Annotated in this window: 25 protein-coding genes; 24 read left to right on the top strand and 1 reads right to left on the bottom strand. The window is 38.9% G+C overall.

Annotated features, from left to right (window positions below; translation table 11 throughout):
- Nucleotides 1-88: 88 nt before the first annotated feature.
- The 3 genes from rpmE (at nucleotide 89) to U9M49_RS11510 (ending at nucleotide 1,694) form a co-directional block, all read left to right on the top strand.
- Entirely contained in the window at nucleotides 89-295 is a 207-nt protein-coding gene (rpmE, locus tag U9M49_RS11520; protein WP_095371567.1) for a 50S ribosomal protein L31, read from the top strand.
- A 192-nt stretch (nucleotides 296-487) separates the two neighbouring features.
- Nucleotides 488-1,102, top strand: a complete 615-nt coding sequence (locus tag U9M49_RS11515; protein ID WP_095371568.1) for a thymidine kinase — start codon at nucleotides 488-490, stop codon at nucleotides 1,100-1,102.
- 145 nt (nucleotides 1,103-1,247) lie between these two features.
- Entirely contained in the window at nucleotides 1,248-1,694 is a 447-nt protein-coding gene (locus tag U9M49_RS11510; protein WP_095371569.1) for a hypothetical protein, read from the top strand.
- A 12-nt stretch (nucleotides 1,695-1,706) separates the two neighbouring features.
- Here the strand turns inward: U9M49_RS11510 and U9M49_RS11505 are convergent, their stop codons facing one another.
- The gene (locus U9M49_RS11505) at nucleotides 1,707-2,681 is read right to left on the bottom strand and encodes a multidrug resistance efflux transporter family protein (RefSeq protein WP_322909842.1); all 975 of its coding nucleotides are present in this window, start codon (nucleotides 2,679-2,681) and stop codon (nucleotides 1,707-1,709) included.
- A gap of 216 nt (nucleotides 2,682-2,897) precedes the next feature.
- Between U9M49_RS11505 and prfA the strand changes: the two genes are divergently transcribed.
- The 21 genes from prfA to U9M49_RS11400 all read left to right on the top strand — a co-directional run bounded on the left by prfA (nucleotide 2,898) and on the right by U9M49_RS11400 (nucleotide 21,664).
- Nucleotides 2,898-3,971: a peptide chain release factor 1 gene (gene prfA, locus U9M49_RS11500; RefSeq protein ID WP_322909841.1), complete on the top strand. Its 1,074-nt coding sequence runs from the start codon at nucleotides 2,898-2,900 to the stop codon at nucleotides 3,969-3,971.
- Nucleotides 3,964-4,830, top strand: coding sequence for a peptide chain release factor N(5)-glutamine methyltransferase (gene prmC, locus U9M49_RS11495; protein ID WP_322909840.1), 867 nt, complete (start codon nucleotides 3,964-3,966; stop codon nucleotides 4,828-4,830). The genes prfA and prmC overlap by 8 nt, the downstream gene beginning before the upstream one ends.
- Before the next feature lie 406 nt (nucleotides 4,831-5,236).
- Nucleotides 5,237-5,920 (top strand): stage II sporulation protein R, encoded by a 684-nt coding sequence (spoIIR, locus tag U9M49_RS11490; RefSeq protein WP_322909839.1) that lies wholly within the window; start codon nucleotides 5,237-5,239, stop codon nucleotides 5,918-5,920.
- A gap of 86 nt (nucleotides 5,921-6,006) precedes the next feature.
- Nucleotides 6,007-6,459 (top strand): GNAT family N-acetyltransferase, encoded by a 453-nt coding sequence (locus U9M49_RS11485; RefSeq protein WP_095371574.1) that lies wholly within the window; start codon nucleotides 6,007-6,009, stop codon nucleotides 6,457-6,459.
- Between the two features lie 165 nt (nucleotides 6,460-6,624).
- Nucleotides 6,625-7,668, top strand: coding sequence for an L-threonylcarbamoyladenylate synthase (locus tag U9M49_RS11480; protein WP_322909837.1), 1,044 nt, complete (start codon nucleotides 6,625-6,627; stop codon nucleotides 7,666-7,668).
- 210 nt (nucleotides 7,669-7,878) lie between these two features.
- On the top strand, nucleotides 7,879-8,211 hold the full coding sequence (locus U9M49_RS11475) for a hypothetical protein (protein WP_322909836.1): 333 nt from the start codon (nucleotides 7,879-7,881) through the stop codon (nucleotides 8,209-8,211).
- 457 nt (nucleotides 8,212-8,668) lie between these two features.
- Nucleotides 8,669-9,220, top strand: a complete 552-nt coding sequence (locus U9M49_RS11470; protein WP_095371577.1) for a manganese efflux pump MntP family protein — start codon at nucleotides 8,669-8,671, stop codon at nucleotides 9,218-9,220.
- Between the two features lie 163 nt (nucleotides 9,221-9,383).
- Nucleotides 9,384-9,845 (top strand): low molecular weight protein arginine phosphatase, encoded by a 462-nt coding sequence (locus U9M49_RS11465; RefSeq protein WP_095371578.1) that lies wholly within the window; start codon nucleotides 9,384-9,386, stop codon nucleotides 9,843-9,845.
- Nucleotides 9,846-9,868: 23 nt separating this feature from the next.
- Nucleotides 9,869-11,158 carry a methyl-accepting chemotaxis protein gene (locus tag U9M49_RS11460; protein WP_095371579.1) on the top strand — a complete coding sequence of 430 codons (1,290 nt, stop codon included), beginning with the start codon at nucleotides 9,869-9,871 and terminating at the stop codon, nucleotides 11,156-11,158.
- Nucleotides 11,159-11,257: 99 nt separating this feature from the next.
- Nucleotides 11,258-11,704 carry a ribose 5-phosphate isomerase B gene (rpiB, locus tag U9M49_RS11455; RefSeq protein ID WP_095371580.1) on the top strand — a complete coding sequence of 149 codons (447 nt, stop codon included), beginning with the start codon at nucleotides 11,258-11,260 and terminating at the stop codon, nucleotides 11,702-11,704.
- Between the two features lie 78 nt (nucleotides 11,705-11,782).
- The gene (locus U9M49_RS11450) at nucleotides 11,783-12,325 is read left to right on the top strand and encodes a TIGR01440 family protein (protein WP_095371581.1); all 543 of its coding nucleotides are present in this window, start codon (nucleotides 11,783-11,785) and stop codon (nucleotides 12,323-12,325) included.
- 279 nt (nucleotides 12,326-12,604) lie between these two features.
- Nucleotides 12,605-13,846, top strand: a complete 1,242-nt coding sequence (gene glyA, locus U9M49_RS11445) for a serine hydroxymethyltransferase (RefSeq protein ID WP_095371582.1) — start codon at nucleotides 12,605-12,607, stop codon at nucleotides 13,844-13,846.
- Between the two features lie 210 nt (nucleotides 13,847-14,056).
- Complete coding sequence (gene upp, locus U9M49_RS11440; RefSeq protein ID WP_095371583.1) at nucleotides 14,057-14,686, top strand: uracil phosphoribosyltransferase; 630 nt, start codon at nucleotides 14,057-14,059, stop codon at nucleotides 14,684-14,686.
- Between the two features lie 158 nt (nucleotides 14,687-14,844).
- Nucleotides 14,845-15,996, top strand: a complete 1,152-nt coding sequence (wecB, locus tag U9M49_RS11435) for a non-hydrolyzing UDP-N-acetylglucosamine 2-epimerase (protein WP_307318204.1) — start codon at nucleotides 14,845-14,847, stop codon at nucleotides 15,994-15,996.
- A gap of 298 nt (nucleotides 15,997-16,294) precedes the next feature.
- Entirely contained in the window at nucleotides 16,295-18,541 is a 2,247-nt protein-coding gene (locus tag U9M49_RS11430) for a S8 family serine peptidase (RefSeq protein ID WP_322909835.1), read from the top strand.
- 313 nt (nucleotides 18,542-18,854) lie between these two features.
- Nucleotides 18,855-19,076 (top strand): AtpZ/AtpI family protein, encoded by a 222-nt coding sequence (locus tag U9M49_RS11425; protein WP_095371586.1) that lies wholly within the window; start codon nucleotides 18,855-18,857, stop codon nucleotides 19,074-19,076.
- A gap of 6 nt (nucleotides 19,077-19,082) precedes the next feature.
- Nucleotides 19,083-19,472 carry an ATP synthase subunit I gene (locus U9M49_RS11420; RefSeq protein WP_095371587.1) on the top strand — a complete coding sequence of 130 codons (390 nt, stop codon included), beginning with the start codon at nucleotides 19,083-19,085 and terminating at the stop codon, nucleotides 19,470-19,472.
- Between the two features lie 7 nt (nucleotides 19,473-19,479).
- Complete coding sequence (atpB, locus tag U9M49_RS11415; RefSeq protein ID WP_281203301.1) at nucleotides 19,480-20,190, top strand: F0F1 ATP synthase subunit A; 711 nt, start codon at nucleotides 19,480-19,482, stop codon at nucleotides 20,188-20,190.
- Between the two features lie 79 nt (nucleotides 20,191-20,269).
- Entirely contained in the window at nucleotides 20,270-20,482 is a 213-nt protein-coding gene (gene atpE, locus U9M49_RS11410; protein WP_095371589.1) for a F0F1 ATP synthase subunit C, read from the top strand.
- 130 nt (nucleotides 20,483-20,612) lie between these two features.
- Nucleotides 20,613-21,131 carry a F0F1 ATP synthase subunit B gene (locus U9M49_RS11405; protein WP_224936757.1) on the top strand — a complete coding sequence of 173 codons (519 nt, stop codon included), beginning with the start codon at nucleotides 20,613-20,615 and terminating at the stop codon, nucleotides 21,129-21,131.
- Nucleotides 21,128-21,664 (top strand): F0F1 ATP synthase subunit delta, encoded by a 537-nt coding sequence (locus tag U9M49_RS11400; RefSeq protein WP_095371591.1) that lies wholly within the window; start codon nucleotides 21,128-21,130, stop codon nucleotides 21,662-21,664. The genes U9M49_RS11405 and U9M49_RS11400 overlap by 4 nt, the downstream gene beginning before the upstream one ends.
- The last annotated feature ends 5 nt before the right edge of the window (nucleotides 21,665-21,669 follow it).

Below are 21,669 nucleotides of genomic sequence, written 5' to 3'. Positions count from 1 at the left end.
TGATTCCAGTGCGTTTCTAAGATTACGGTGAATCCGTAACTATATAACTCTGTTTCAGAATGATTCAGGGCGGAAGGAGATGAAAAGAATGAAAGCAGGAATTCATCCTAACTATAAAACAGCAATGGTGAAATGTGCATGCGGTAACGAATTCGAAACGGGTTCTGTACAAGAAGAAATCCGTGTAGAAACTTGCTCAGAATGCCACCCATTCTATACTGGACGTCAAAAATTCGCTGAAGCTGGCGGACGTGTTGACCGTTTCAATAAAAAATACGGCATCAAACAGAAGTAATTTAAATAACAATCAAAGCAGGCAAGTCATGATACTTGCCTGTTTTTTCATGAATGTCGAAAAATAGTGGTGCACACCACCACTATTTTTCGGCATTTAACATAAGAATGTTTCTTTTGTGAGACCTTAACAGTAAGGACTGTAATAGGTGTTTATAGATAGATTAGATTGTTGCGGAAGGAGAGACCTTTCATGTATGTTATCAATCATCATGGATGGGTTGAGGTAATTTGCGGGAGTATGTTCTCTGGTAAGTCAGAGGAGCTTATTCGCAGAGTAAGGAGAGCGCAATTTGCCAAACAGCAAATTGCTGTATTCAAGCCTCAAATCGATAAACGTTATAGTGAAGAATCAGTTGTTTCTCATAATGGGGCATCGTTTATTGCTCAACCTGTAGCCTGTTCAGAGGATATTTTGTCATTTGTTACGTCTGATACAGAAGTCGTAGCTATTGATGAAGTTCAGTTTTTTGATAATCAAATCATTGAAGTTGTGGAGATGCTTGCGGGGAACGGTCATCGTGTCATTGTGGCTGGGTTAGACGTTGATTTTCGTGGTGAGCCTTTTGGTCCGATGCCGGATTTAATGGCTACTGCTGAGTTAGTGACAAAACTACAAGCCGTATGTGCTGTTTGTGGTTCACCTGCTAGTCGAACGCAGCGTTTAATTGATGGTAAACCAGCATCATATACAGACCCCACCATTCTTGTTGGCGCATCGGAATCGTATGAACCTCGGTGCCGTGAACATCATGAAGTGATTGGCAAACCAAAAAGTATTAAAAATCACACGGAAATGATGAAATAACACATTTTTGATTGGAGACGCTAACTTTGGCGTCTTTTTTGGAACGAAAAAACTCCCTGGCATACATTTTTTTACATAGGAAATATTGCTTGCTGAAATTTTAAAATGAATGGGCATTTTATTTAGTAGGGGGTGCCATTCATTCATGAAAAAAACCATTACAGGTGTTTTGTTAATCAGTCTACTAACTGGTTGTTCTTATAATTACGGTGCAAACGCTGATAAAACTTATGATATCAACAAACATACCGATACCGTTAGAATAAGCAGCCCTTCTGGTCATCGTTCCGAAGATGTTCAGGAATGGTCGATGTATGAACAAAATCCCAACTTATTAAATACCAATGGCGATAAAAAATCAGACCGTAGTGATATTAATCAAGCAAGATCAACGATTAATAAGCTTACTGATTATGAACCAGGTGGTATATGGATTGACGGGGAATATATGCATGTAACTGTGTATACGAATAAAGACTTTTCATCAAAAGCGGAACGTGAAAAAGCTGAGGAAAGTTTGCAAAAAAAATTAGTTGGTGCGGTGCCGACCTATTATATAAATGTGAAAATTAGAGAAGACCATACAGACTAAAGAGACGGTGAATTAAACCGTCTCTTCCTTTTCCTTTTTAAATCCCTTTTGAGGTAAATTGGATACATAACTATGAAGTGCCATTCCGAGTATTACTAAACTGATTCCAACCGTAGCAGTGGCAGAAGGAAGAGGAGCAGATAAAATGATCACTTCACCAATCATTGCGAAAAGCACTTCAAAGGATTGTGTTGCCTCCACAGCTCCAAGTTTTTGCATGTTGCCTTGAACGAGATCGGTGGCAGCAAAGAATAGTACCGTTGCAAAAACACCTGAAAATAAGGCTACTAACCCCGATTGATAAACTTGACTCATCGATGGCATGCCAGCTGTTTGTAAACCAATAAATGCAAGTAAGAGCCAAAAAGGAAGGCTAGCTATTGTCATACCAAGCACTCTTTGATAAGGATCTAAGCGCTTGTTTGTTAAGGCCATCATTTTTCGATTCCCTAGAGGGTAAGCAAACGATGCAATAAGAATGGCTAAGGTGCAAATAAAAGTATCTTTCACCGATACAACAGAGGCATGGTCCCATTGGATAACGAATACGCCAACTAAAATAATGAGACTCATGAGTAGTCCTCTAAAAGGAATTTGCCCTTTTATGCGAATGACTCCTTGAGAAGTGTGGCGCATTTCATAAAATAATGGGGCAAGTAGACTGCCAGAAATAATCGTGATTTGCCAGGTGGCAGCAATTAGCCAGCCGGGACCATAGGCAGCAGCAAAACATATAGGGGCATAAAATAGCCCAAAGCCAATTGTGCTCCATAGCATCCATTTTCCAGGAGCTTTTTTCATTTCAATCATAAGTGCACGTAAGCTCTTACGGTATAAAACAATGATAAGTAGAAGTGGAATCATAAAGAAGTAACGGAGCGATGCACTCCAATACCAGCTTCCTCCATTCATTTCCATAGCTGCATTTAAAACAAATGTAAAAGCAAAAAAGAATGCGGAGAGTATTCCAATCATAATGGCTTTCATGTGCTGCACCTCATTTTTAATTAGATAACTTTACTATAGTAAACGATGAAAGATTCATCAATCGAATAACAGAAATTTCTAAAATAATCTAAAGTGGTTTTGACTGAACAAGGCGGCTATACTATAATTAGAATGTTATACGTTGGAAATAAAACTGCATACTGATAGCAGTGATAAGATAGATGCTTGTTAATAATGAATTAGAGGTGAATAACCGTGTTTGATCGTCTTCAATCTGTAGAGGAACGCTATGAACGTCTTAATGAATTGCTTAGTGATCCAGAAATAGTAAATGATCCAAAAAAATTACGTGAGTATTCAAAAGAACAGTCTGATATCCAAGAAACAGTGGATACATATCGTGAATATAAAGAAATACATGAACAATATACAGACGCAAAGGCCATGTTGGAAGAGAAATTAGATGCTGAAATGCGTGATATGGTGAAAGAAGAGATTTCTGAATTAGAGGGAAAAGTGGAGCAATTAGAAGAAAAATTAAAAATCCTTCTCATTCCAAAGGACCCTAATGATGACAAAAACGTTATCGTAGAAGTTCGTGGCGCAGCTGGTGGAGATGAAGCTGCACTGTTTGCGGGTGATTTGTACCGTATGTATAGTCGCTATGCAGAGGTCCAAGGTTGGAAAATTGACGTCATTGAAGCAAGTAGTACAGGAGTCGGTGGCTATAAAGAAATTATCTTCATGGTAAACGGAAACGGTGCTTACTCTAAATTAAAATATGAGAATGGTGCGCATCGCGTGCAACGTGTACCGGAAACAGAATCAGGCGGTCGCATTCATACGTCTACGGCAACAGTAGCGGTGTTACCTGAAGCAGAAGAAGTGGAAATTGAGCTTCATGATAAAGATATCCGTGTCGATACTTTTGCATCTAGTGGACCGGGTGGACAAAGTGTTAATACGACTATGTCCGCAGTAAGACTTACCCACCTTCCTACGGGAACTGTCGTTTCTTGTCAGGATGAAAAGTCGCAAATTAAGAACAAAGAAAAAGCGATGAAAGTTTTGCGTGCACGTGTATACGATAAATTCCAACGAGAGGCACAAGCTGAATACGATCAGCAGCGTAAATCAGCTGTAGGGACAGGGGATCGTTCTGAACGTATCCGTACGTATAATTTCCCACAAAACCGTGTAACTGATCACCGAATTGGTTTAACTATCCAAAAGTTAGACCAGATCCTACACGGTAAGATTGATGAAATTATTGATGCTCTTATTTTAGAAGAGCAATCGGCTAAACTAGAGAGTGCGACTAATGAGTAATCGCAGAGTATTCGAAGCCCTTAACTGGGCTTCTTCTTTTTTAGAAGAAAATCAACGGGAAGGATATGCTGCTGAAATTTTACTAAGACATTATATGAAGATGAGTCGAGCTGAATTCTTAACAAGATTACGTGAAGAACTTCCTGAGGAGATCGATCAACTTTTTTCAAAGGCGATACTCACTCATATTACTGGTGAGCCTATTCAGTATATTATGGGCTATGAGGAGTTTTATGGTAGAAAATTTAAGGTGAATAAGGAAGTTCTTATTCCTAGGCCAGAAACAGAAGAGTTAGTCCTTGCTACGCTTGAGCGTATTCGTGCACGTTGGCAAGATGATACAGGGTTAAAAGTGGCCGATGTTGGCACAGGTAGCGGTGCAATTGCTATTACTCTGAAACGGGAAAACCCTCAGCTTGATTGTTTTGGAACTGATCTATATCCTGCAAGTTTAGAAGTAGCTAAGGGTAATGGGGCTTATTTAGACGCAGACATAAATTGGATAGTAGGGGACTTGCTGCAGCCTTTTATCAACTCTGGAGTAAAATTAGATATAGTTATCTCCAATCCCCCTTATATTCCAACTGCAGATCGTTCGTGGATGTCAGAGATTGTAACTGAACATGAGCCTAATCGTGCCTTGTTTGCTGGAGAGGATGGTTTAGACATCTATCGCCGTTTAGTAAATGAATTACCATATGTACTAACCGAACAAGCACTTGTTGGATTTGAAGTAGGTGCAGGTCAAGGGGAATTGGTCGCAAACTTATTAAAAGGTGCCCTCCCACAAGCACAGGTCGAAGTCGTCTTTGACATTAACGGGAAAGATCGAATGGTTTTCGCTGAAATAAGTAGCTAATGAGGATTTATAGCATTAGGAACTGATTGAAACCACCGCTCTCGGTAAGGAAATAGGAACCAAGAGCGGTGGAAAAAGAAAAATGACGGCACTTGGTGAAACGTCCAAGAGTGAGAGCGTTGTAAAGTGAACTGTCCTCGGTAAAAAAAGCTAACAGTCGTAAAAATTTAAAAATCCCCCAAAGAATACTTTCTGCAAGCTTCTCCCATTATAAAAGAAAAAAGACTCGTTATGGACATATGTATGGATTATAAACAAAGTAACGCTTTGTACATGTTAACTTAATCCGTTCACCATCTAAATTTAGTCTATCTTTCCTTCTTATTTTTATAACTTTTTAATTTTAATAGTTTAAGATGTTCTCTTTCTGACCACACTGTGGATAGTGAAGGGATGGTGCAGGAAGATGAAAACGAAATCGATTGTGAACTTATACATCTTAATTTTATCATTAGGTACTTTATTTAGTTTATATATACCGCAAACAGAGGTAGTGGCTGATGAATCACTAGTCATTCCTAACGAAGCGATCCGTTTAAGAATTCTAGCGAATAGCGATATGGAGAAAGATCAAAAGATTAAACGTGCGGTGAGAGACGAAGTAAATGCAAATATAACAGAGTGGGTATCCGATTTAACCTCTTTAGAAGAAGCAAGAGCATTGATTCAATCAAAATTACCAGAAATTCAAAAAATAGCCGAACGAGTTGTAGCTGAAGCAGGCTCTCAACAAACAGTTAAGACGGAGTTTGATAAAGTAGATTTTCCGACGAAACTTTATGGCCAGTTTTTATACCCTGCTGGTGAGTATGAAGCGATTCTAATTACGCTTGGTGAAGGAGACGGTGCGAACTGGTGGTGTGTTTTATTTCCACCATTATGCTTTCTTGATTTTTCAAATGGTGTGGCTGTGAGCGAAGGGTTTAGTGATGAAGAACAGCAAGAGGAAGAATTAGTAGTGGAAGAAGAGAACGTAGAAGAAGAAATGACCGAAAAAGAAGAAGATCCTGTTTATGCAGGTGAACAAGATGAAGAAGAAGTGGAAGTAAAATTCTTTTTAGCAGAGATATGGGATAAGCTATTCGGATAATATTTTAACTCTAGCAAATTTTTAGTTCTATCAATTTCAATTAACTCATATTCATAGACTATAAAATGAGGTAGAGGGTGAAGTGAATGAAAACAAGTATTGTAAGAGTTGCACAGAAGCAAGATGAAAACGAGCTCATGAAATTTTTAACAGAAGCGTCAGTTCGATCGGAAGGTGTAGCGGACTTAATTGATTACTTTTTAATTATGGAAGATGAAGAGGGAGAAATAAAAGCGACAATTGGCATCGAACCTTATGATACGGTTGGTTTGTTACGCTCGCTTGTTATGAAGTCAGAAACAACGGTGCAGACAGATTTATTGTATTTATTGCAACAAATTTTTCTATTAGCAAAAGAAAAAGGGTTATCCACAGTATATTTAGGATCAAATCGCAAAAGTACACTACAATTATTTTTATTAATGGGTTTTCAACAAGTGGATAAATCGGAATTGCCAACATTTTTAGTAGAAAAAGAACATATTAAAAATGTCCAATCTGTGGATAACTCTTTCTTTTTAAAATATTCACTCGAATAATGTGGATATATCCACAAAGTTATACACAAAAACGATGTGTTTATTCACAATTTGTGGATAATACCTTGAGTTATCACCTTGCTTCTTTTATACTGTCTTAGATGATAGACTGAAAATAGGGGGATTTCCCCTATTTAGAATGAAAGATATTGAAGGTGGATAACAATGAAAACAATTAGATGGTCAGTGGATAATAATGTGGATAATTTGAATAGTTACCCACAAATTGTCCAAGCCTCTGATTTACTTAAAGAAAATGAGGTTGTTGCTTTTCCAACTGAAACCGTATATGGGTTAGGTGGGAATGCAAAGAGTGACGGTGCCGTAGAGAAAATCTTTGCTGCCAAAGGAAGACCGGCAGATAATCCCTTAATTATTCATATAGCAAAGAGGATGCAACTGCAGGAACTGGCTGAAGAGATTCCATTAAAGGCAGAACAATTGATGGATGCCTTTTGGCCAGGACCATTAACGATTATTCTTAAGAAAAAAAGGGGTAGCCTTTCTGATTTAGCAACAGCAGGATTAAAAACTGTTGGCTTCCGTATGCCTGATCATCCTGTAGCATTAGCCATTCTTGCCCAAACGGATTTACCAATAGCTGCTCCAAGTGCAAATAGCTCAGGAAGACCGAGTCCAACAACAGCGGATCACGTGTGGGAAGATTTAGAAGGAAAAATTGCTGGTCTGGTAGACGGAGGAGCCACTGGTGTTGGTGTGGAGTCAACCGTAATTGATTGCACAGAAGAGATACCTGTTATTTTACGGCCGGGTGGTGTGACCAAGGAACAGATAATTGCGGTGATAGGTGAGGTAAAATTAGATCCGGCGCTACATAATCAACAAGCCAAACCAAAATCGCCTGGTATGAAATATACACATTACGCACCAGATGCACCATTAACATTAGTCGATTCAACTCCGATGCAGTTGCAACAATTGATCAATGAAAAAAGGGCAGAAGGACTGCGAGTAGGTGTACTGACAACAGATGAAAATAAAGATTTCTATGAAACGGATGTTGTTCTTTCTATGGGTGCGCGGGAAACGCTAGATACCGTGGCTGCAGGTTTATACTATGCATTGAGAGCATTTAATCATGAGAATGTCGATATCATTTTAGGTGAGGTTTTCCCATATGAAGGTGTCGGTGTGGCGATTATGAATCGCTTAGAGAAAGCTGCAGGCCATAGGCGCATTCAATTATAAGTAGACTTGGGAATGAGTGTTTCAGAACCTGAACAAAAAATTGTTCAGGTTCTGATTTGTTATCCCTTTTCACCTTAGAAGCTAAAAACAGAGGCTCAGTTTTTTTAAATGATTCTTATAGCGTGCTATTTCAGCAGAAATCCGGTAAGCTGTGTGGGTAAAATGATCATATTCCGATTGTATTACTTATGAGCGGAGCTTTTTTATTTTGTGCGTAAAAAAGCAAATCTGTCCTTGATAGCTCATAAAAAGAGGAAATCCGCGACTAAAAAAGCGGTGAAACTCTTAATAAGTCGCAAAAAGGCAAGAATCGCGACTAAAAAAAGAGACCCGCCAATGATCAGTCGTGAAAAGGTCAAATCCGCGACTAAAAAAGCGGTGAAACTCTTAATAAGTCGCAAAAGGGCAAGAATCGCGACTAAAAAAGGAGAACCAACTATGATCAGTCGTGAAAAGGTCAAATCCGCGACTAAAAAAGCAGAGACACTCTTTATAAGTCGCAAAAAGCAAGAATCGCGACTAAAAAAAGAGACCCGCCAATGATAAGTCGCGAAAAGAGGCAAATCCGCGACTAAAAAAGAAATCTCATCCCAAATCACTCGCGGAAAGCCCTACTAAAAATGATTTACCCTGCAAATAATGTACATTTCAGCATCCATAAACAACGTTGGTTTCCTTCTACACTACACGATATCCGCCGGCAATCAACTCTATTGATGCATCTTCGCTAGTGAAAATCACTACTATGAAAACAGAAAAAACCTGCCTTAATTGTGAGTCCTCTTATGGCAAAACAAGCATACTAAAAATCCCTGTATGTATGCACTTTGCATTATCCTGCCGCGTAACTACATCCCTAGCCTATAGAGATGCGCTGAGATTTTTGCAACCATCATATTTCGCTCTATCGAAGCAGTTTTGTTTTCGCCTAAAAAAACAATTCTAATTCTCCTTGGACATGCATATCTTCAAAAGAGCAAGTCCCGAGGAGGCTAAAGAGATGACGTTGTTAGTAGGTGAAGTCTTAACTTTAAGTTTAATGGCGTTTGCCTTAGGAATGGATGCATTTTCAGTTGGATTAGGTATGGGGATGTACAAATTAAGGTATCGGCAAATATTATATATAGGCTTTACGATTGGAGTATTTCATGTCATCATGCCATTGTTAGGAATGATGGCAGGGAAGTTTTTATCAGTTTATTTTAGTGAGATTGCTGCCTATATTGGTGCCGGTTTGTTGATGCTTTTAGGCCTGCAAATGTTCTGGTCAAGCTTAAAGGCTGAAAAAGAAAGTCTGTTGACCCCTGTTGGTTTTGGCTTATTAATTTTTGCTTTAAGTGTAAGTTTAGACAGCTTTTCAGTTGGGCTTACATTAGGTGTGTTGGGGGCAAAAACGGCTCTTGTTCTTACATTATTTGGTGTAATTGCCATGGTTCTTACTTGGGCAGGATTAATGATAGGAAGAAGAATGCAAGGGTGGTTCGGTAAATATAGTGAGACACTTGGAGGGGCGATTCTTTTTGCTTTTGGCGTCAAAATGTTATTCATGTAATATGGTTAAAATTTCCTAATAAAAATCAGTTAAGGTGCGTATTATTGATGTGTTTCGACAAAAAATTCTTAAAATTGTCGAAATATGTCGGTGATAGACACCTTATTTTGTCTATATCAAATAGGAGTTTTGGATTATAATGTAAGAGAAGGAGGCGAGCTTTATGGCTCACGTTTTATTTATTTGTACAGGTAACACATGTCGAAGCCCCATGGCTGAAGCGATATTACGTCATATAGACATTCCAGATGTAAAGGTGAAATCTGCGGGCATTTTTGCAAGTCAAGGTGGACCTGCATCTGCTTATACATCTCAAGTTTTAAAAGAAGAAGGCATAAGCATCAATCATCAATCAGCTCAATTGAATGAAGAGCTTATTCAATGGGCGACACATATATTAGTGATGACAAATGGACATAAACATGCGATTTTATCACATTTTCCTAATGCTATGGGAAAAGTTTTTCTAATAAAAGAGTTTGCTTATGATGGTAAACAAGAAGATATCATTGATCCATTCGGTGGGACGTTGCAACAATATAAAGAAACCTATAATGAACTACATGGAAGCATAAAAAAAATAGCAGAAGTATTAAAAGATAGTAATCAAGATAAACAAAGATGAACAGGTTGAAGTAGGGGGCAATCATGGAGACGCGTAAGATGAAATTTAGTTTAAGGAAAAAATTGGTTCTTCTCATCTCAGTATTAGCCGTTATTACATACTCAATAAGTGCGATATGTATTCAGTTCGTATATCCTTTAATGGGAAATATGCCGATAAGTAAAGAATTTTTTACGATTATTGTTCTTTTGCTTGGAGCGATTTGGTCTGCGATCTTAGCATTTATTGCAGCAGGGCTTATTACAAAACCACTTAAAGACTTAGAGCATTCTGCTATAAAAGCAGCGAATGGTAATTTACAAGAAAAGGCACAGGTTTCGCGTTCGGATGATGAAATACGTTCTTTAGGATTAGCCTTTAATCAAATGCTAACGAGTTTAAGAGAAATGATTGAACGAATTGATGAGAACTTTGCTATGACAAATAAAAAAGTGCACGAAATTTCCGCGGAGTCTTCGGTTGCTAATGAGCAAGCTGAAGCAATTGCTACAACTATCTCAGAAATATCTCAAGGAGCAGAAAACTCAGCGGTCGCAACACAGTCTGTTGCCGAACTTGTTGATGAAGTCATTCGAATTGCTGAAGAAGTTCAGGTGCAGGCAAAGCAATCTGAGCAAGTATCTGAAGAGCTTTTTGGTGATCTGAATAAATCCAAACATGCCATGCATTCACTTATTTCTGGAATAGAAAAACTAGCAGTAGGTAATCAGAAATCGTTAGAGACTGTAAAAATTTTAGAAGAAAATGCAGTCAAAGTAGAACAAATTATCCAACTTGTTGGCGATATTGCCACGCAAACAAACTTATTAGCATTAAATGCTTCTATTGAAGCGGCGAGAGCAGGAGAGCATGGTAAGGGCTTTGCTGTGGTTGCCGAAGAAGTGCGCAAGTTGGCTGATGAAAGTGCGAAAGCTGTGCAAGGAATATCGGAATTAATTAAAAATATTCAAGAAGAAGTGCGTAATGTGGTCAGTCAAATTTCCAATCAAGTGGAGTCTGCCAATCAAGAAGCACAAAAAGGGACCGAGACACATGCCGTCATTGAAGAGATGACGCAAACTGTAGATCAAATGAATGCTGCAGTGACCATGATTAAAGATTTAGTAGATAAACAAATGCATGCTATGCAGGAAACTTCAGCCCAATCGCAACAAGTAGCAGCGATTGCGGAGGAAACGTCTGCCGGTGCACAACAAGTTGCTGCTTCAACTGAGGCTCAAACATCTGTGATTGATACAGTCGACATACTAGTAAAAGAATTACAAGAGCAAGCCAACCAGTTAAAAACAGATATGAATAAATTTAAAGTGTAGCCTACCCAACTGAAAAGTAATTGCATCTTTATAATTTTTAAATTTTGTGTCAGAATAAAGTGATAATCATACAATCAAGTTTGATTGGAGGCATAAAAAATGAAAGTTGCAATTGCATCAGATCACGGTGGATTAAACATTCGTGCGGAAATAAAGTCATTATTAGAAGAACTCAATATTGAATATGAAGATTTTGGTTGTGAGTGTAGTACTTCTGTAGATTACCCTGATTATGCTTTACCGGTTGCTGAAAAAGTAGCGAGCGGTGAATTTGATAAAGGTATTCTCGTTTGTGGGACAGGGATTGGGATGTCTATAGCAGCCAATAAAGTGAAAGGCATTCGCTGTGCGCTTGTTCATGATACTTTCAGTGCGAAAGCAACAAGACAGCATAATGATAGTAATATGTTAGCGATGGGAGAAAGAGTCATTGGCCCAGGGCTTGCAAGAGAGATTGCCCAAGTATGGCTTGGCACGGATTATGAAGGCGGTCGCCATCAAAACCGTATTGGGAAGATAGATCAATACGAAAAAGAAAATCTATAAAACTTTGTTGCATATGTTGACTTCATGAAAGGAAGGAAGACATATGCATCTTTTTTATCTTGAGAAGAGAGGGAGCATATGATGATGGAAGAGTTAATACAACAATGGCGGGATATTTTAACAGAGTTTACACAAAAAGTATCACTAAACGAAGACAAATTAATTGTTATTGGCTGTAGTACGAGTGAAGTGATGAGTAATCATATCGGCACGGCTGGTTCAGAGGATGTGGCTGAATTCATCTTTTCAGAACTAATGAACTTACAAAAACAAACAAATGTTCAAATCGCTTTTCAATGCTGTGAGCATTTAAATCGCGCCATTGTTCTCGAACGAGCATCCGCTAAGAAGTATAACTTAGAAGAGGTGAGTGTTGTGCCAATCCGAAAAGCGGGTGGTGCGATGGCGACTTATGCGTTTCAACATTTCGATGCCCCTGTTGTAGTCGAGCATATAAAAGCTGATGCAGGGATAGATATCGGTGATACCTTCATTGGCATGCACTTGAAGCATGTGGTTGTACCTATTCGTCTTTCATTAAAAGAAGTAGGTGGTGCACACGTCACATTAGCAACGACTAGGCCGAAGTTGATTGGGGGAGAAAGAGCGGTCTACCAATAGAAATAGTCATTGTCTGATAATGCGCCGCTAGCGATAAGTAGATAAATGACGTATGTAACTAATTATTTCTGCATAACTTTTATTCGGAAATACCAACTTTACCCTTCATTTCATAATCATTTACATGTAACCGTTTTCCGTTAATATGGATAATTTTTTTCTCTTAATAAACAGTAAGCTTGCCTGTATCCTCCTGAAAAAACATGATAGAATAAAGGAGAATTTTCATAATAGCTATTCATTTTTGATAGTGTGGTAGAGATAAGGGAGGATTATTGTATGAAGCATTTAGCGCAGCAGGACGAGCAAGTTTTCAAATCAATTCAAGATGAATTAGGACGTCAGAGAAGTAAGATTGAATTAATCGCTTCAGAGAACTTTGTGTCAGAGGCGGTAATGGAGGCACAAGGATCTGTTCTCACGAATAAATATGCTGAAGGGTATCCTGGTCGTCGTTACTATGGTGGCTGTGAGCATGTTGATGTAGTGGAAGATTTAGCTAGAGATCGCGCGAAGCAAATCTTTGGAGCCGAGCATGCGAATGTTCAGCCTCATTCAGGTGCGCAAGCAAACATGGCAGTGTACTTCACGATTTTAGAACAAGGAGATACTGTCCTTGGTATGAATCTATCCCACGGTGGCCACTTAACGCACGGGAGTCCTGTAAACTTTAGTGGTGTCCAATATAATTTCGTTGAATATGGTGTAGACGAAACATCTCATACCATCAATTACGATGATGTATTAGCAAAAGCGAAAGAGCATAAACCGAAGCTAATTGTAGCAGGTGCAAGTGCGTATCCTCGTGTGATTGACTTCAAGCGTTTCCGTGAAATTGCAGATGAGGTTGGCGCTTATTTAATGGTCGATATGGCTCATATTGCGGGCTTAGTGGCAGCTGGTCTTCACCCTAATCCAGTACCATATGCTGATTTCGTGACAACAACAACTCATAAAACATTAAGAGGTCCACGTGGTGGTATGATTCTTTGTAAAGAAGAATTTGCGAAAAAAATCGATAAATCGATTTTCCCAGGTATTCAAGGTGGTCCATTAATGCATGTCATTGCCGCTAAAGCTGTAGCTTTCGGAGAAGCATTAGAAGATAGCTTTAAAGAATATGCGGAAAGCATTATCACAAATGCTAAGCATTTAGCAGAGTCACTTAAAAAAGAAGGCATCGACTTAGTATCTGGTGGAACAGATAACCATCTTTTACTTGTAGATGTTCGTTCATTAGGTTTAACGGGTAAAGTAGCAGAAAAAGTACTTGATGAAGTAGGTATTACGGTTAATAAAAATACAATTCCATTTGATCCAGAAAGCCCATTTGTGACAAGTGGTATACGTATTGGTACAGCAGCAGTTACTTCTCGTGGATTTGCAAAGAACGATATGGAAGAGATTGCTTCTATTATCGCGTTCACGTTGAAAAATGCGGAAGACGAAGAAAAGTTAGCTGAAGCTTCACAACGAGTAGAAGCATTAACAAGCAAATTTATTTTATATCCAGAAAGATAATCATCTAGTTTATCCAGCCTTCGCTTGAGGGCTGGATTTTTGTTAAGTTATGCCAACTATAACGAATGTTCTAAAAGTATCTTCTACATTTTCTTTTCTTCCAATGGCAATAAATGTTTCTATGTCAAGAATCGTAGTTGCCCCACAAACATTTTTTCTGTAAAATAGTACGAAGTGTGATTTGTACAATCAGTAAAAGGAGAGATATTTATGGCAAAAGTATATGTTTTCGATCATCCATTAATCCAACATAAGCTTACATACATTCGTGAAAAAAATACAGGTACGAAAGAATTCCGTGAACTCGTTGATGAAGTATCAACTTTGATGGCTTTCGAAATCACGAGAGATATGCCTTTAGAAGAAATTGAAATAGATACACCTGTTCAAAAAACAAATTCAAAAGTTCTTTCTGGAAAGAAAATGGGAATTGTGCCGATTTTACGTGCAGGTATTGGGATGGTAGACGGTATTTTGAAATTAATCCCTGCAGCTAAAGTAGGTCATGTTGGCTTATATCGTGATCCAGAGACTTTAAAACCAGTTGAGTACTATGCAAAATTCCCTGGTGATATTGAAGAGCGTGATTTCATTGTAGTTGATCCAATGCTTGCAACAGGCGGATCTGCAATTGAAGCAATCAATTCTTTGAAAAAACGCGGTGGAAAAAGCATTAAATTTATGTGTTTAATTGCTGCACCTGAAGGGGTAGAAGCATTAAAAGAAGCACATCCAGATGTAGATATATATATCGCTGCATTAGATGAAATGTTAAACGAAAAAGGCTACATCGTTCCTGGTCTTGGGGATGCGGGAGATCGTTTATTCGGTACAAAATAAAAAAATAAAGTTAATTATAGAAAATGAGCCCGTCCTAGGACGGGCTTTTTTACAAGAATGCTTCCCTTTAAGTGGATCTGATAAAGATCTGTTCGACAAATGTTTGTCGGAAGGTGAGTGCAACCAGCACTTCTTTTAGAAAGGTGGACGAGTGTTTTATGCAAAGACCGATTAAGGTAATGAGTATATTTGGAACAAGACCTGAAGCGATAAAGATGGCACCGCTTATTCTTGAGCTCAACAAGCACCCACAAGACTTTCATTCTATCGTTACAGTGACTGCTCAACATCGAGAAATGCTTGATCAGGTGCTTAAAATTTTTCAAATAGAACCGGACTTTGATTTAAATATTATGAGAGCAAGACAAACGTTAGTAGAAGTGACAAACCGTGTATTGTCTGGTTTAGATGAAGTAATGAAAGAGGTTGAACCAGACATTGTTCTTGTTCATGGGGATACAACAACATCATTTGCGGCCAGTTTAGCAGCTTTTTATAATGGGATTACTGTCGGCCACGTGGAGGCAGGCTTACGCACTTGGAACAAATTTTCTCCTTACCCAGAAGAAATGAATCGTCAGCTGACAGGTGTAATCAGTGATCTTCATTTCTCGCCAACAGAGAAATCGGCCGATAATCTATTGAGGGAAAATAAATCTGCAGAGCAAATATTCATTACGGGTAATACGGCGATTGATGCGTTAAAAACAACAGTGCGACCGGAATATCAGCATGAGATTTTAGAGAAAATTGGTGACGATCGCTTAATCTTGATGACAGCCCATCGCAGGGAAAATCTTGGCGAGCCGATGAGACATATGTTTAAAGCGATCAAAAAAATTGTCGAAACGCATGAAGATGTACAATTAGTATATCCGGTTCACCTAAACCCTGCTGTAAGAGAAGTTGCGAATGAAATTTTACAAGGGCATCCACGGATTCATTTGATTGAGCCACTAGGGATGATCGACTTTCATAACTTTTCCTCGCGTGCCCATTTAATTTTAACTGATTCAGGTGGTGTACAAGAAGAAGCACCATCGCTAGGAGTGCCTGTGTTAGTGTTGCGTGATACAACAGAACGCCCTGAAGGTATTCAAGCAGGCACATTGAAACTCGTTGGTACAGATGAGGAAGTTATCTATGCAAACGCTAATGAACTGTTAACTAGTAAACAGGCGTACAATGCGATGTCGAAAGCTTCTAATCCATACGGGGATGGTCACGCTTCTGAAAGAATTGCAGAGGCCATTAAGTATTATTTTCGTGAAGGTTTAAAGAAGCCAGCTCCATTTAAGCCCTTAATATAAGAACGCTATTTTCGTAATGGTTGTAGCTTTTAACTCACTTACGATACTAGATTCTTTTTATTGTGCACTAGACACTCGCTTTTTCGCGAAGATCCTATAAGCCTCCTCGGATTTTTCCTGCACGGCAACTCGAGGATTTCTGCAGCATTACACATTGGTTTTAAACGGCCTATAATAAAAAAGGTGATTACCTAAGTTTAAAAAGGGTATTCACCTTTTTTATTTGCGCTTCCCATTAAATTCCGTAGTATAGGGAAGCTAGAAATCGAAGACGCTAACAAAAAAAGGAGGAGTCGTAATGAAGAAAAATCTATTTATTCTCGTTATTATTCTTTTTCTTTTTCCTTGTACGTTAGGTATGAGTGCGTCTTCATCTCAACTAATTGTGCCTTCCTTGGATGAAATTAAAACAGAAGAACAAGTAGCTATCATCGTTTATAGTGATGACGCTGACTTACAAGTAGAAAAGGAGAAGCTCAAAGCACAAGGTGTCGCAATAAGATACATATTTAACTATGCCCTAAAAGGGTTTTCTGTTGAAGCAACAAATGATAAGTTAGCACAAATAGAAAGGAATCAAACAATTCATCACCTTACGACCGTAAAAAATTATACTGTGCAAGCAGAGAATGACAATATTCAGCTTATTGGTGGAGAGGCTATTAGAGGATATTTTGATGATGATAATCACCGCCTTACTGGAGAAGGTGTTAAGGTTGGCGTCATTGATACGGGGATTGATTATCGTCATCCAGATTTACGCATTAGTTATGGTGGTGGGAAAGACCTCGTGGACCAAGATGACGATCCGATGGAAACAGTGAATATGGGACGGTTGGATACATTGCACGGCACCCATGTGGCAGGTATCATTGCAGCCAACGGAAAAGTTAAAGGTGTGGCACCAAAAGCAGAGGTTATTGCATATCGTGCTTTAGGCCCAGGAGGAAGCGGGACGACAGAGCAAGTGTTACAAGCAATAGAACAAGCGATGAAAGATAAAGTGGATGTCATTAATCTTTCATTGGGAAATAATGTGAACGGACCTGATCTCCCTATTAGTCTTGCTTTAAATAAGGCAGTCGATAGTGGAATTGTTGCTGTTACATCATCGGGTAATTCAGGGCCTGGCATTTGGAGTGTTGGCTCACCGGGTACGGCTGCCAAAGCGATATCTGTAGGAGCCTCTACCCCTACATTAAAAGTACCTTATTTACATATTGGTAAAAAAGAAATGAAGTTGTATCCACTGCAAGGAACGATTCCGTGGGATTTAAACAAATCATTTGAGTTATATAACGGTGGCATTGGGAAAGAGGAGCAATTAAAAGGAGCTAATGGAAAAGTAGTTATTGTGGAGAGAGGGGAATTAACTTTTACGGAAAAAAGTAAGAATGCCAAGGAAGCAGGAGCACTTGCTTTGCTCATTTACAATAATACACCGGGCTCCTTCATGGGCAATTTAGAAGGGGTGTTAGATATCCCGGTTGTGTCATTAACGAAGGAAGATGGGGAAGAGATTAATCAAGAGCTTTCACAAGCTAAAAGATTATATGGACAAACAGTGATAAAGGAAGAAAAAGACATCTTAGCTGAATTTAGCTCAAGGGGTCCTGTGACTTCTACTTGGGAAATAAAACCTGATGTGGTTGCACCAGGAGTAGCCATTAATAGTACGGTACCTGGTGGATACACACCATTACAAGGAACAAGTATGGCAGCGCCTCATGTGGCAGGGGCAGCCGCTTTGTTAATACAGGCTCATCCTGAATGGCGCCCTGAGCAAGTAAAAGCAGCACTAATGAATACGGCCTTATCTATGGTGAATGAAGATGGTACGCCATACCGGACCTTTGAACAAGGTGCGGGCCGGATTCAATTGAAGGAAGCATTAATGACATCTACATTAATCTATCCATCGTCCATACAGTTTGGTAAGTTTAAGTTATCAGAACAACATCATGACCATGTAGCAAAAATTACGGTAGAAAATACAACCGATGAAAAGCAGTCCTATGCTTTTGAAATCCCGAAAAAACAAAAGGGGATTGAATGGCGTCTACCATTATCATTTATGCTTGAGCCTAAGGAGAAGAAAACCATTCGATTACATATGATCGTTAATCCAAAGGAACTCACTGAAAAACTGGCAGACGGTACGATTCGGTTGAATAGTAATAAGCAAACAATTCAGCTTCCTTATTTATACGTATTGGAAGAACCGGATTATCCACGTGTCATGGGCTTTAGTTTTGGTAAAGGTGATAGTAAGAAAACGTATCGCTATGAAGTGTATTTACCAGGTGGAGCGGAAGAGTTTGGGATTGCTTTATTCGATTCAACTTCATTAACTTTTATAGGCATGCTTGATTGGAAGAAAGATGTAAAGAAAGGCCAGGTAGAAGAGGATTTATTCATAAGCGATTTACCACAGCCTGGTTTGTATATTGCAAAAGTATTTGCTCGCAAATCTGGACAAGAAGATTGGATAGAGACCCGTTTATTCATTGGGGCTAATGGAGAATTAGAAATGATAGGAAATTAAGCGGTATAAAAATATTATAATTGAAAAACAATAGCCAAAAAGAACGCATAAATTTTCAGAATTTGCAAGAAAAATCTAGTGAAGATTTTATGAAAAAAGTGTGAACATCCATATTTTGCCCAAAAGAGAACTGGCGAAATTCCCATTAAACGCATTGACATTGACATGCCCCTATTGTATGCTTACAAAGGGTATTATTGATAAGGTTTTCATGAGCAGATTTTATAGTTTTATATCATATGAAATAGACGATTTATCATACTGCTTTCCTCAGAAAACCTCTTACCATTCTCGATTGAGAGGATGCGTTTTAATGCGTCATAATGACCGTCGCCCTTTTAAAGCGATGGCACTCATGTCCGCCATTCTTTCCCAATTAGTAGGCGCCATCCTTCTAGGTGTTTTTGCTGGAAGATGGTTCGATCGGTTACTAGAGACCGAACCACTGTTTCTAATAATCGGTTTATTACTAGGTTTGACAGTGGGCATTTATGCCATGCTTCGTTTAATCCAACAATTTTTTTCAGGAGAATAAACAAATATGCCGGAAATACAAGAAAGATTTAGTAGACAACGTAAATACATGCTTTTCTTGTTGTCGTTCTTTGTACTCGGCTGGGGCTTTACGTCTTATCAATCTATCTTTCTTGGCCTGATTTTGGGAACCGTTCTCAGCTTCTTTAATCTTTGGTTAATTGTAAGGAAGATGATTCAGTTCCGAGAAGCAGTAGAGAAAGAGCAAAAGGTGCGTTCACTAGGAACGATGTCGCGAATGGCATCTGCCGCTTTGGCAGTTATCATCGCCCTGGAGTATCCAGCGTATTTTCACCTTATAAGTGTAGTGTTGGGATTAATGACGTCCTATTTAGTCATTATGATAGATTTTTTTCTTCAATCTTTTCATTTACGTAAAAAGCGGGAAGAGAGGTGAATAATTTATGGATCATGGAGCTCCATTGAGAGAATTTATGGGGTTAAACTTCAACTTATCTAATATTCTGATGATAACAGTAGCAAGTGCGATAGTTTTCTTAATTGCTGTCATTTCAACTCGTCGTTTAGCAATGAAGCCGACAGGCATGCAAAACTTTTTTGAATGGGTGATGGACTTCGTTAAGAACATCATCAACAGCAACATGGCATGGAAAGATGGTGGTAGATTCCACGTGCTTGGAATCACACTCATCATGTACGTATTTGTATCGAACATGCTAGGACTTCCATTTGCAGTCACCTATAACCACGAGCTATGGTGGAAATCACCAACAGCTGATCCGGTCGTAACGCTTACACTAGCAGCGATGGTGGTAGGTCTTTCACATTATTATGGTGTGAGAGTGAAGGGTCTGAAAGAATATGGGAAAGATTTCTTCAAGCCAATGTGGTTTATGTTCCCATTGAAAATCATTGAAGAGTTTGCCAACACATTAACACTTGGTTTGCGTCTTTACGGTAATATTTATGCAGGGGAAATCCTACTGACATTACTAGCAGGCTCACTTGCAACAGGGTTCTTAGGACATGCTGTAGCAGTATTACCAACATTATTATGGATGGGATTCTCCGTATTTATCGGTGCTATCCAAGCATTTATTTTCTGTATGTTAACAATGGTTTATATGTCTCACAAAGTGAGTCACGACCATTAATATATACCTGTTCATTACATGAACAAAACATGTTTGTTAAAAATAATTTTATTCCAAAATTTTAAGGAGGAAACAAATAATGGGTCTTATAGCAGCAGCAATCGCAATCGGTTTAGCAGCACTTGGTGCAGGTATTGGTAACGGATTAATCGTTTCAAAAACAGTTGAAGGTATGGCACGTCAACCAGAAGCTCGTGGTATGCTTCAAACTACTATGTTCATCGGGGTAGCGTTAGTTGAGGCGATTCCGATCATCGGCGTAGTTATCGCATTCATGGTTATCGGTGGCTAATTTTTTGTATTTGTAAAATGGCGAAGATCATCACAAGTGGACCTTCGCCTTTCCTTTATGTAAATTCAATCGAATGACTTTAAAATAGTTTGACCTTAAGTGAACGTCTCTTGAAGGGAGTGAATCGAGGGTGTTATTAGATAGTTATGTATTAGGTGCATCTGGCGGCTTTAATGGTGGCGACATCGTATTCCAATTGATTATGTTCATCATTTTGTTAGCTTTAATTAAAAAGTTTGCATGGGGCCCACTTATGGGAATCATGAACCAACGTGAAGAACATATCGCTGGTGAAATTGAAGCAGCAGAAGCAAGTCGTGTAGAGGCGAAGAAATTACTAGAAGAGCAAAAGCTTCTATTAAAAGAAGCGCGTACAGAAGCGCAAACGTTAATTGAAAGCGCGAAAAAGCAAGGTGAAGCGCAACGCGAAGAGATAATTGTTGCGGCACGTGCTGAAGGCGATCGTTTGAAAAATTCTGCAAAACTTGAAATCGAGCAGCAAAAAGAACAAGCTGTATCAGCTATTCGTGAACAAGTTGCTTCATTATCTGTCCTAGTTGCTTCGAAAGTTATTGAGAAGGAATTAAGTGCAGCCGATCAAGAAAAACTAATTAACGAATATATTCAAGAGGCAGGCGAGAAGCAATGACGAGCTCAATAGTGGCAAAACGTTACGCGTTAGCTCTATTCCAGCTTGCGAATGAACATCAGCTTCTTGACCAAATGGAAGATGAGCTTCGTGCAGTGAAAGACGTAGTGAATCATGACTCTGAATTTAAAGCAGTGCTAAAGACTCCTAAGCTCTCTATTCAAAAAAAGAAAGAGATCGTAAAAGAAGCTTTTGCATCTGTTAACACATATGTGATAAACACTTTACTCATCATGGTGGAGCGTCATCGTGAAGATGAAATCACAGGTATGGTCGAGCATTTCTTAGACCTATCAGATGAGCAAAAAGGAATTGCTGAAGCGAAAGTTTACTCTGTTCGTCCTTTAACTGATGAAGAGAGAAACGCTTTATCTGCAACATTTGCAGCTAAAGTGGGCAAGCAATCCCTTCGTATAGAAAATATCGTTGATTCAAATTTATTGGGCGGTGTCAAGCTTCGCATAGGAAACAAGATTTTCGATGGCAGCTTACGTGGCAAGCTAGATAGACTTGAGCGACAATTGTTAGGCTAAGATTC

Origin of the sequence: Cytobacillus sp. OWB-43 (genome assembly GCF_034651445.1) — a bacterium.
Lineage (GTDB): Bacteria > Bacillota > Bacilli > Bacillales > Cytobacillaceae > Cytobacillus > Cytobacillus kochii.
The sequence above is the reverse complement of the archived record's forward strand: the minus strand, read 5'-3'. Positions and strand labels throughout refer to the sequence as shown.

Bases quoted from the DNA above. Each gene is read 5' to 3' on its own strand.
- rpmE (WP_095371567.1), top strand. From the start codon at position 89: ATGAAAGCAGGAATTCATCCTAACTATAAAACAGCAATGGTGAAATGT.
- U9M49_RS11515 (WP_095371568.1), top strand. From the start codon at position 488: ATGTATGTTATCAATCATCATGGATGGGTTGAGGTAATTTGCGGGAGT.
- U9M49_RS11510 (WP_095371569.1), top strand. From the start codon at position 1,248: ATGAAAAAAACCATTACAGGTGTTTTGTTAATCAGTCTACTAACTGGT.
- U9M49_RS11505 (WP_322909842.1), bottom strand. From the start codon at position 2,681: ATGAAAGCCATTATGATTGGAATACTCTCCGCATTCTTTTTTGCTTTT.
- prmC (WP_322909840.1), top strand. From the start codon at position 3,964: ATGAGTAATCGCAGAGTATTCGAAGCCCTTAACTGGGCTTCTTCTTTT.
- spoIIR (WP_322909839.1), top strand. From the start codon at position 5,237: ATGAAAACGAAATCGATTGTGAACTTATACATCTTAATTTTATCATTA.
- U9M49_RS11485 (WP_095371574.1), top strand. From the start codon at position 6,007: ATGAAAACAAGTATTGTAAGAGTTGCACAGAAGCAAGATGAAAACGAG.
- U9M49_RS11480 (WP_322909837.1), top strand. From the start codon at position 6,625: ATGAAAACAATTAGATGGTCAGTGGATAATAATGTGGATAATTTGAAT.
- U9M49_RS11470 (WP_095371577.1), top strand. From the start codon at position 8,669: ATGACGTTGTTAGTAGGTGAAGTCTTAACTTTAAGTTTAATGGCGTTT.
- U9M49_RS11465 (WP_095371578.1), top strand. From the start codon at position 9,384: ATGGCTCACGTTTTATTTATTTGTACAGGTAACACATGTCGAAGCCCC.
- U9M49_RS11460 (WP_095371579.1), top strand. From the start codon at position 9,869: ATGGAGACGCGTAAGATGAAATTTAGTTTAAGGAAAAAATTGGTTCTT.
- rpiB (WP_095371580.1), top strand. From the start codon at position 11,258: ATGAAAGTTGCAATTGCATCAGATCACGGTGGATTAAACATTCGTGCG.
- U9M49_RS11450 (WP_095371581.1), top strand. From the start codon at position 11,783: ATGATGATGGAAGAGTTAATACAACAATGGCGGGATATTTTAACAGAG.
- glyA (WP_095371582.1), top strand. From the start codon at position 12,605: ATGAAGCATTTAGCGCAGCAGGACGAGCAAGTTTTCAAATCAATTCAA.
- upp (WP_095371583.1), top strand. From the start codon at position 14,057: ATGGCAAAAGTATATGTTTTCGATCATCCATTAATCCAACATAAGCTT.
- wecB (WP_307318204.1), top strand. From the start codon at position 14,845: ATGCAAAGACCGATTAAGGTAATGAGTATATTTGGAACAAGACCTGAA.
- U9M49_RS11430 (WP_322909835.1), top strand. From the start codon at position 16,295: ATGAAGAAAAATCTATTTATTCTCGTTATTATTCTTTTTCTTTTTCCT.
- U9M49_RS11425 (WP_095371586.1), top strand. From the start codon at position 18,855: ATGCGTCATAATGACCGTCGCCCTTTTAAAGCGATGGCACTCATGTCC.
- U9M49_RS11420 (WP_095371587.1), top strand. From the start codon at position 19,083: ATGCCGGAAATACAAGAAAGATTTAGTAGACAACGTAAATACATGCTT.
- atpB (WP_281203301.1), top strand. From the start codon at position 19,480: ATGGATCATGGAGCTCCATTGAGAGAATTTATGGGGTTAAACTTCAAC.
- atpE (WP_095371589.1), top strand. From the start codon at position 20,270: ATGGGTCTTATAGCAGCAGCAATCGCAATCGGTTTAGCAGCACTTGGT.
- U9M49_RS11400 (WP_095371591.1), top strand. From the start codon at position 21,128: ATGACGAGCTCAATAGTGGCAAAACGTTACGCGTTAGCTCTATTCCAG.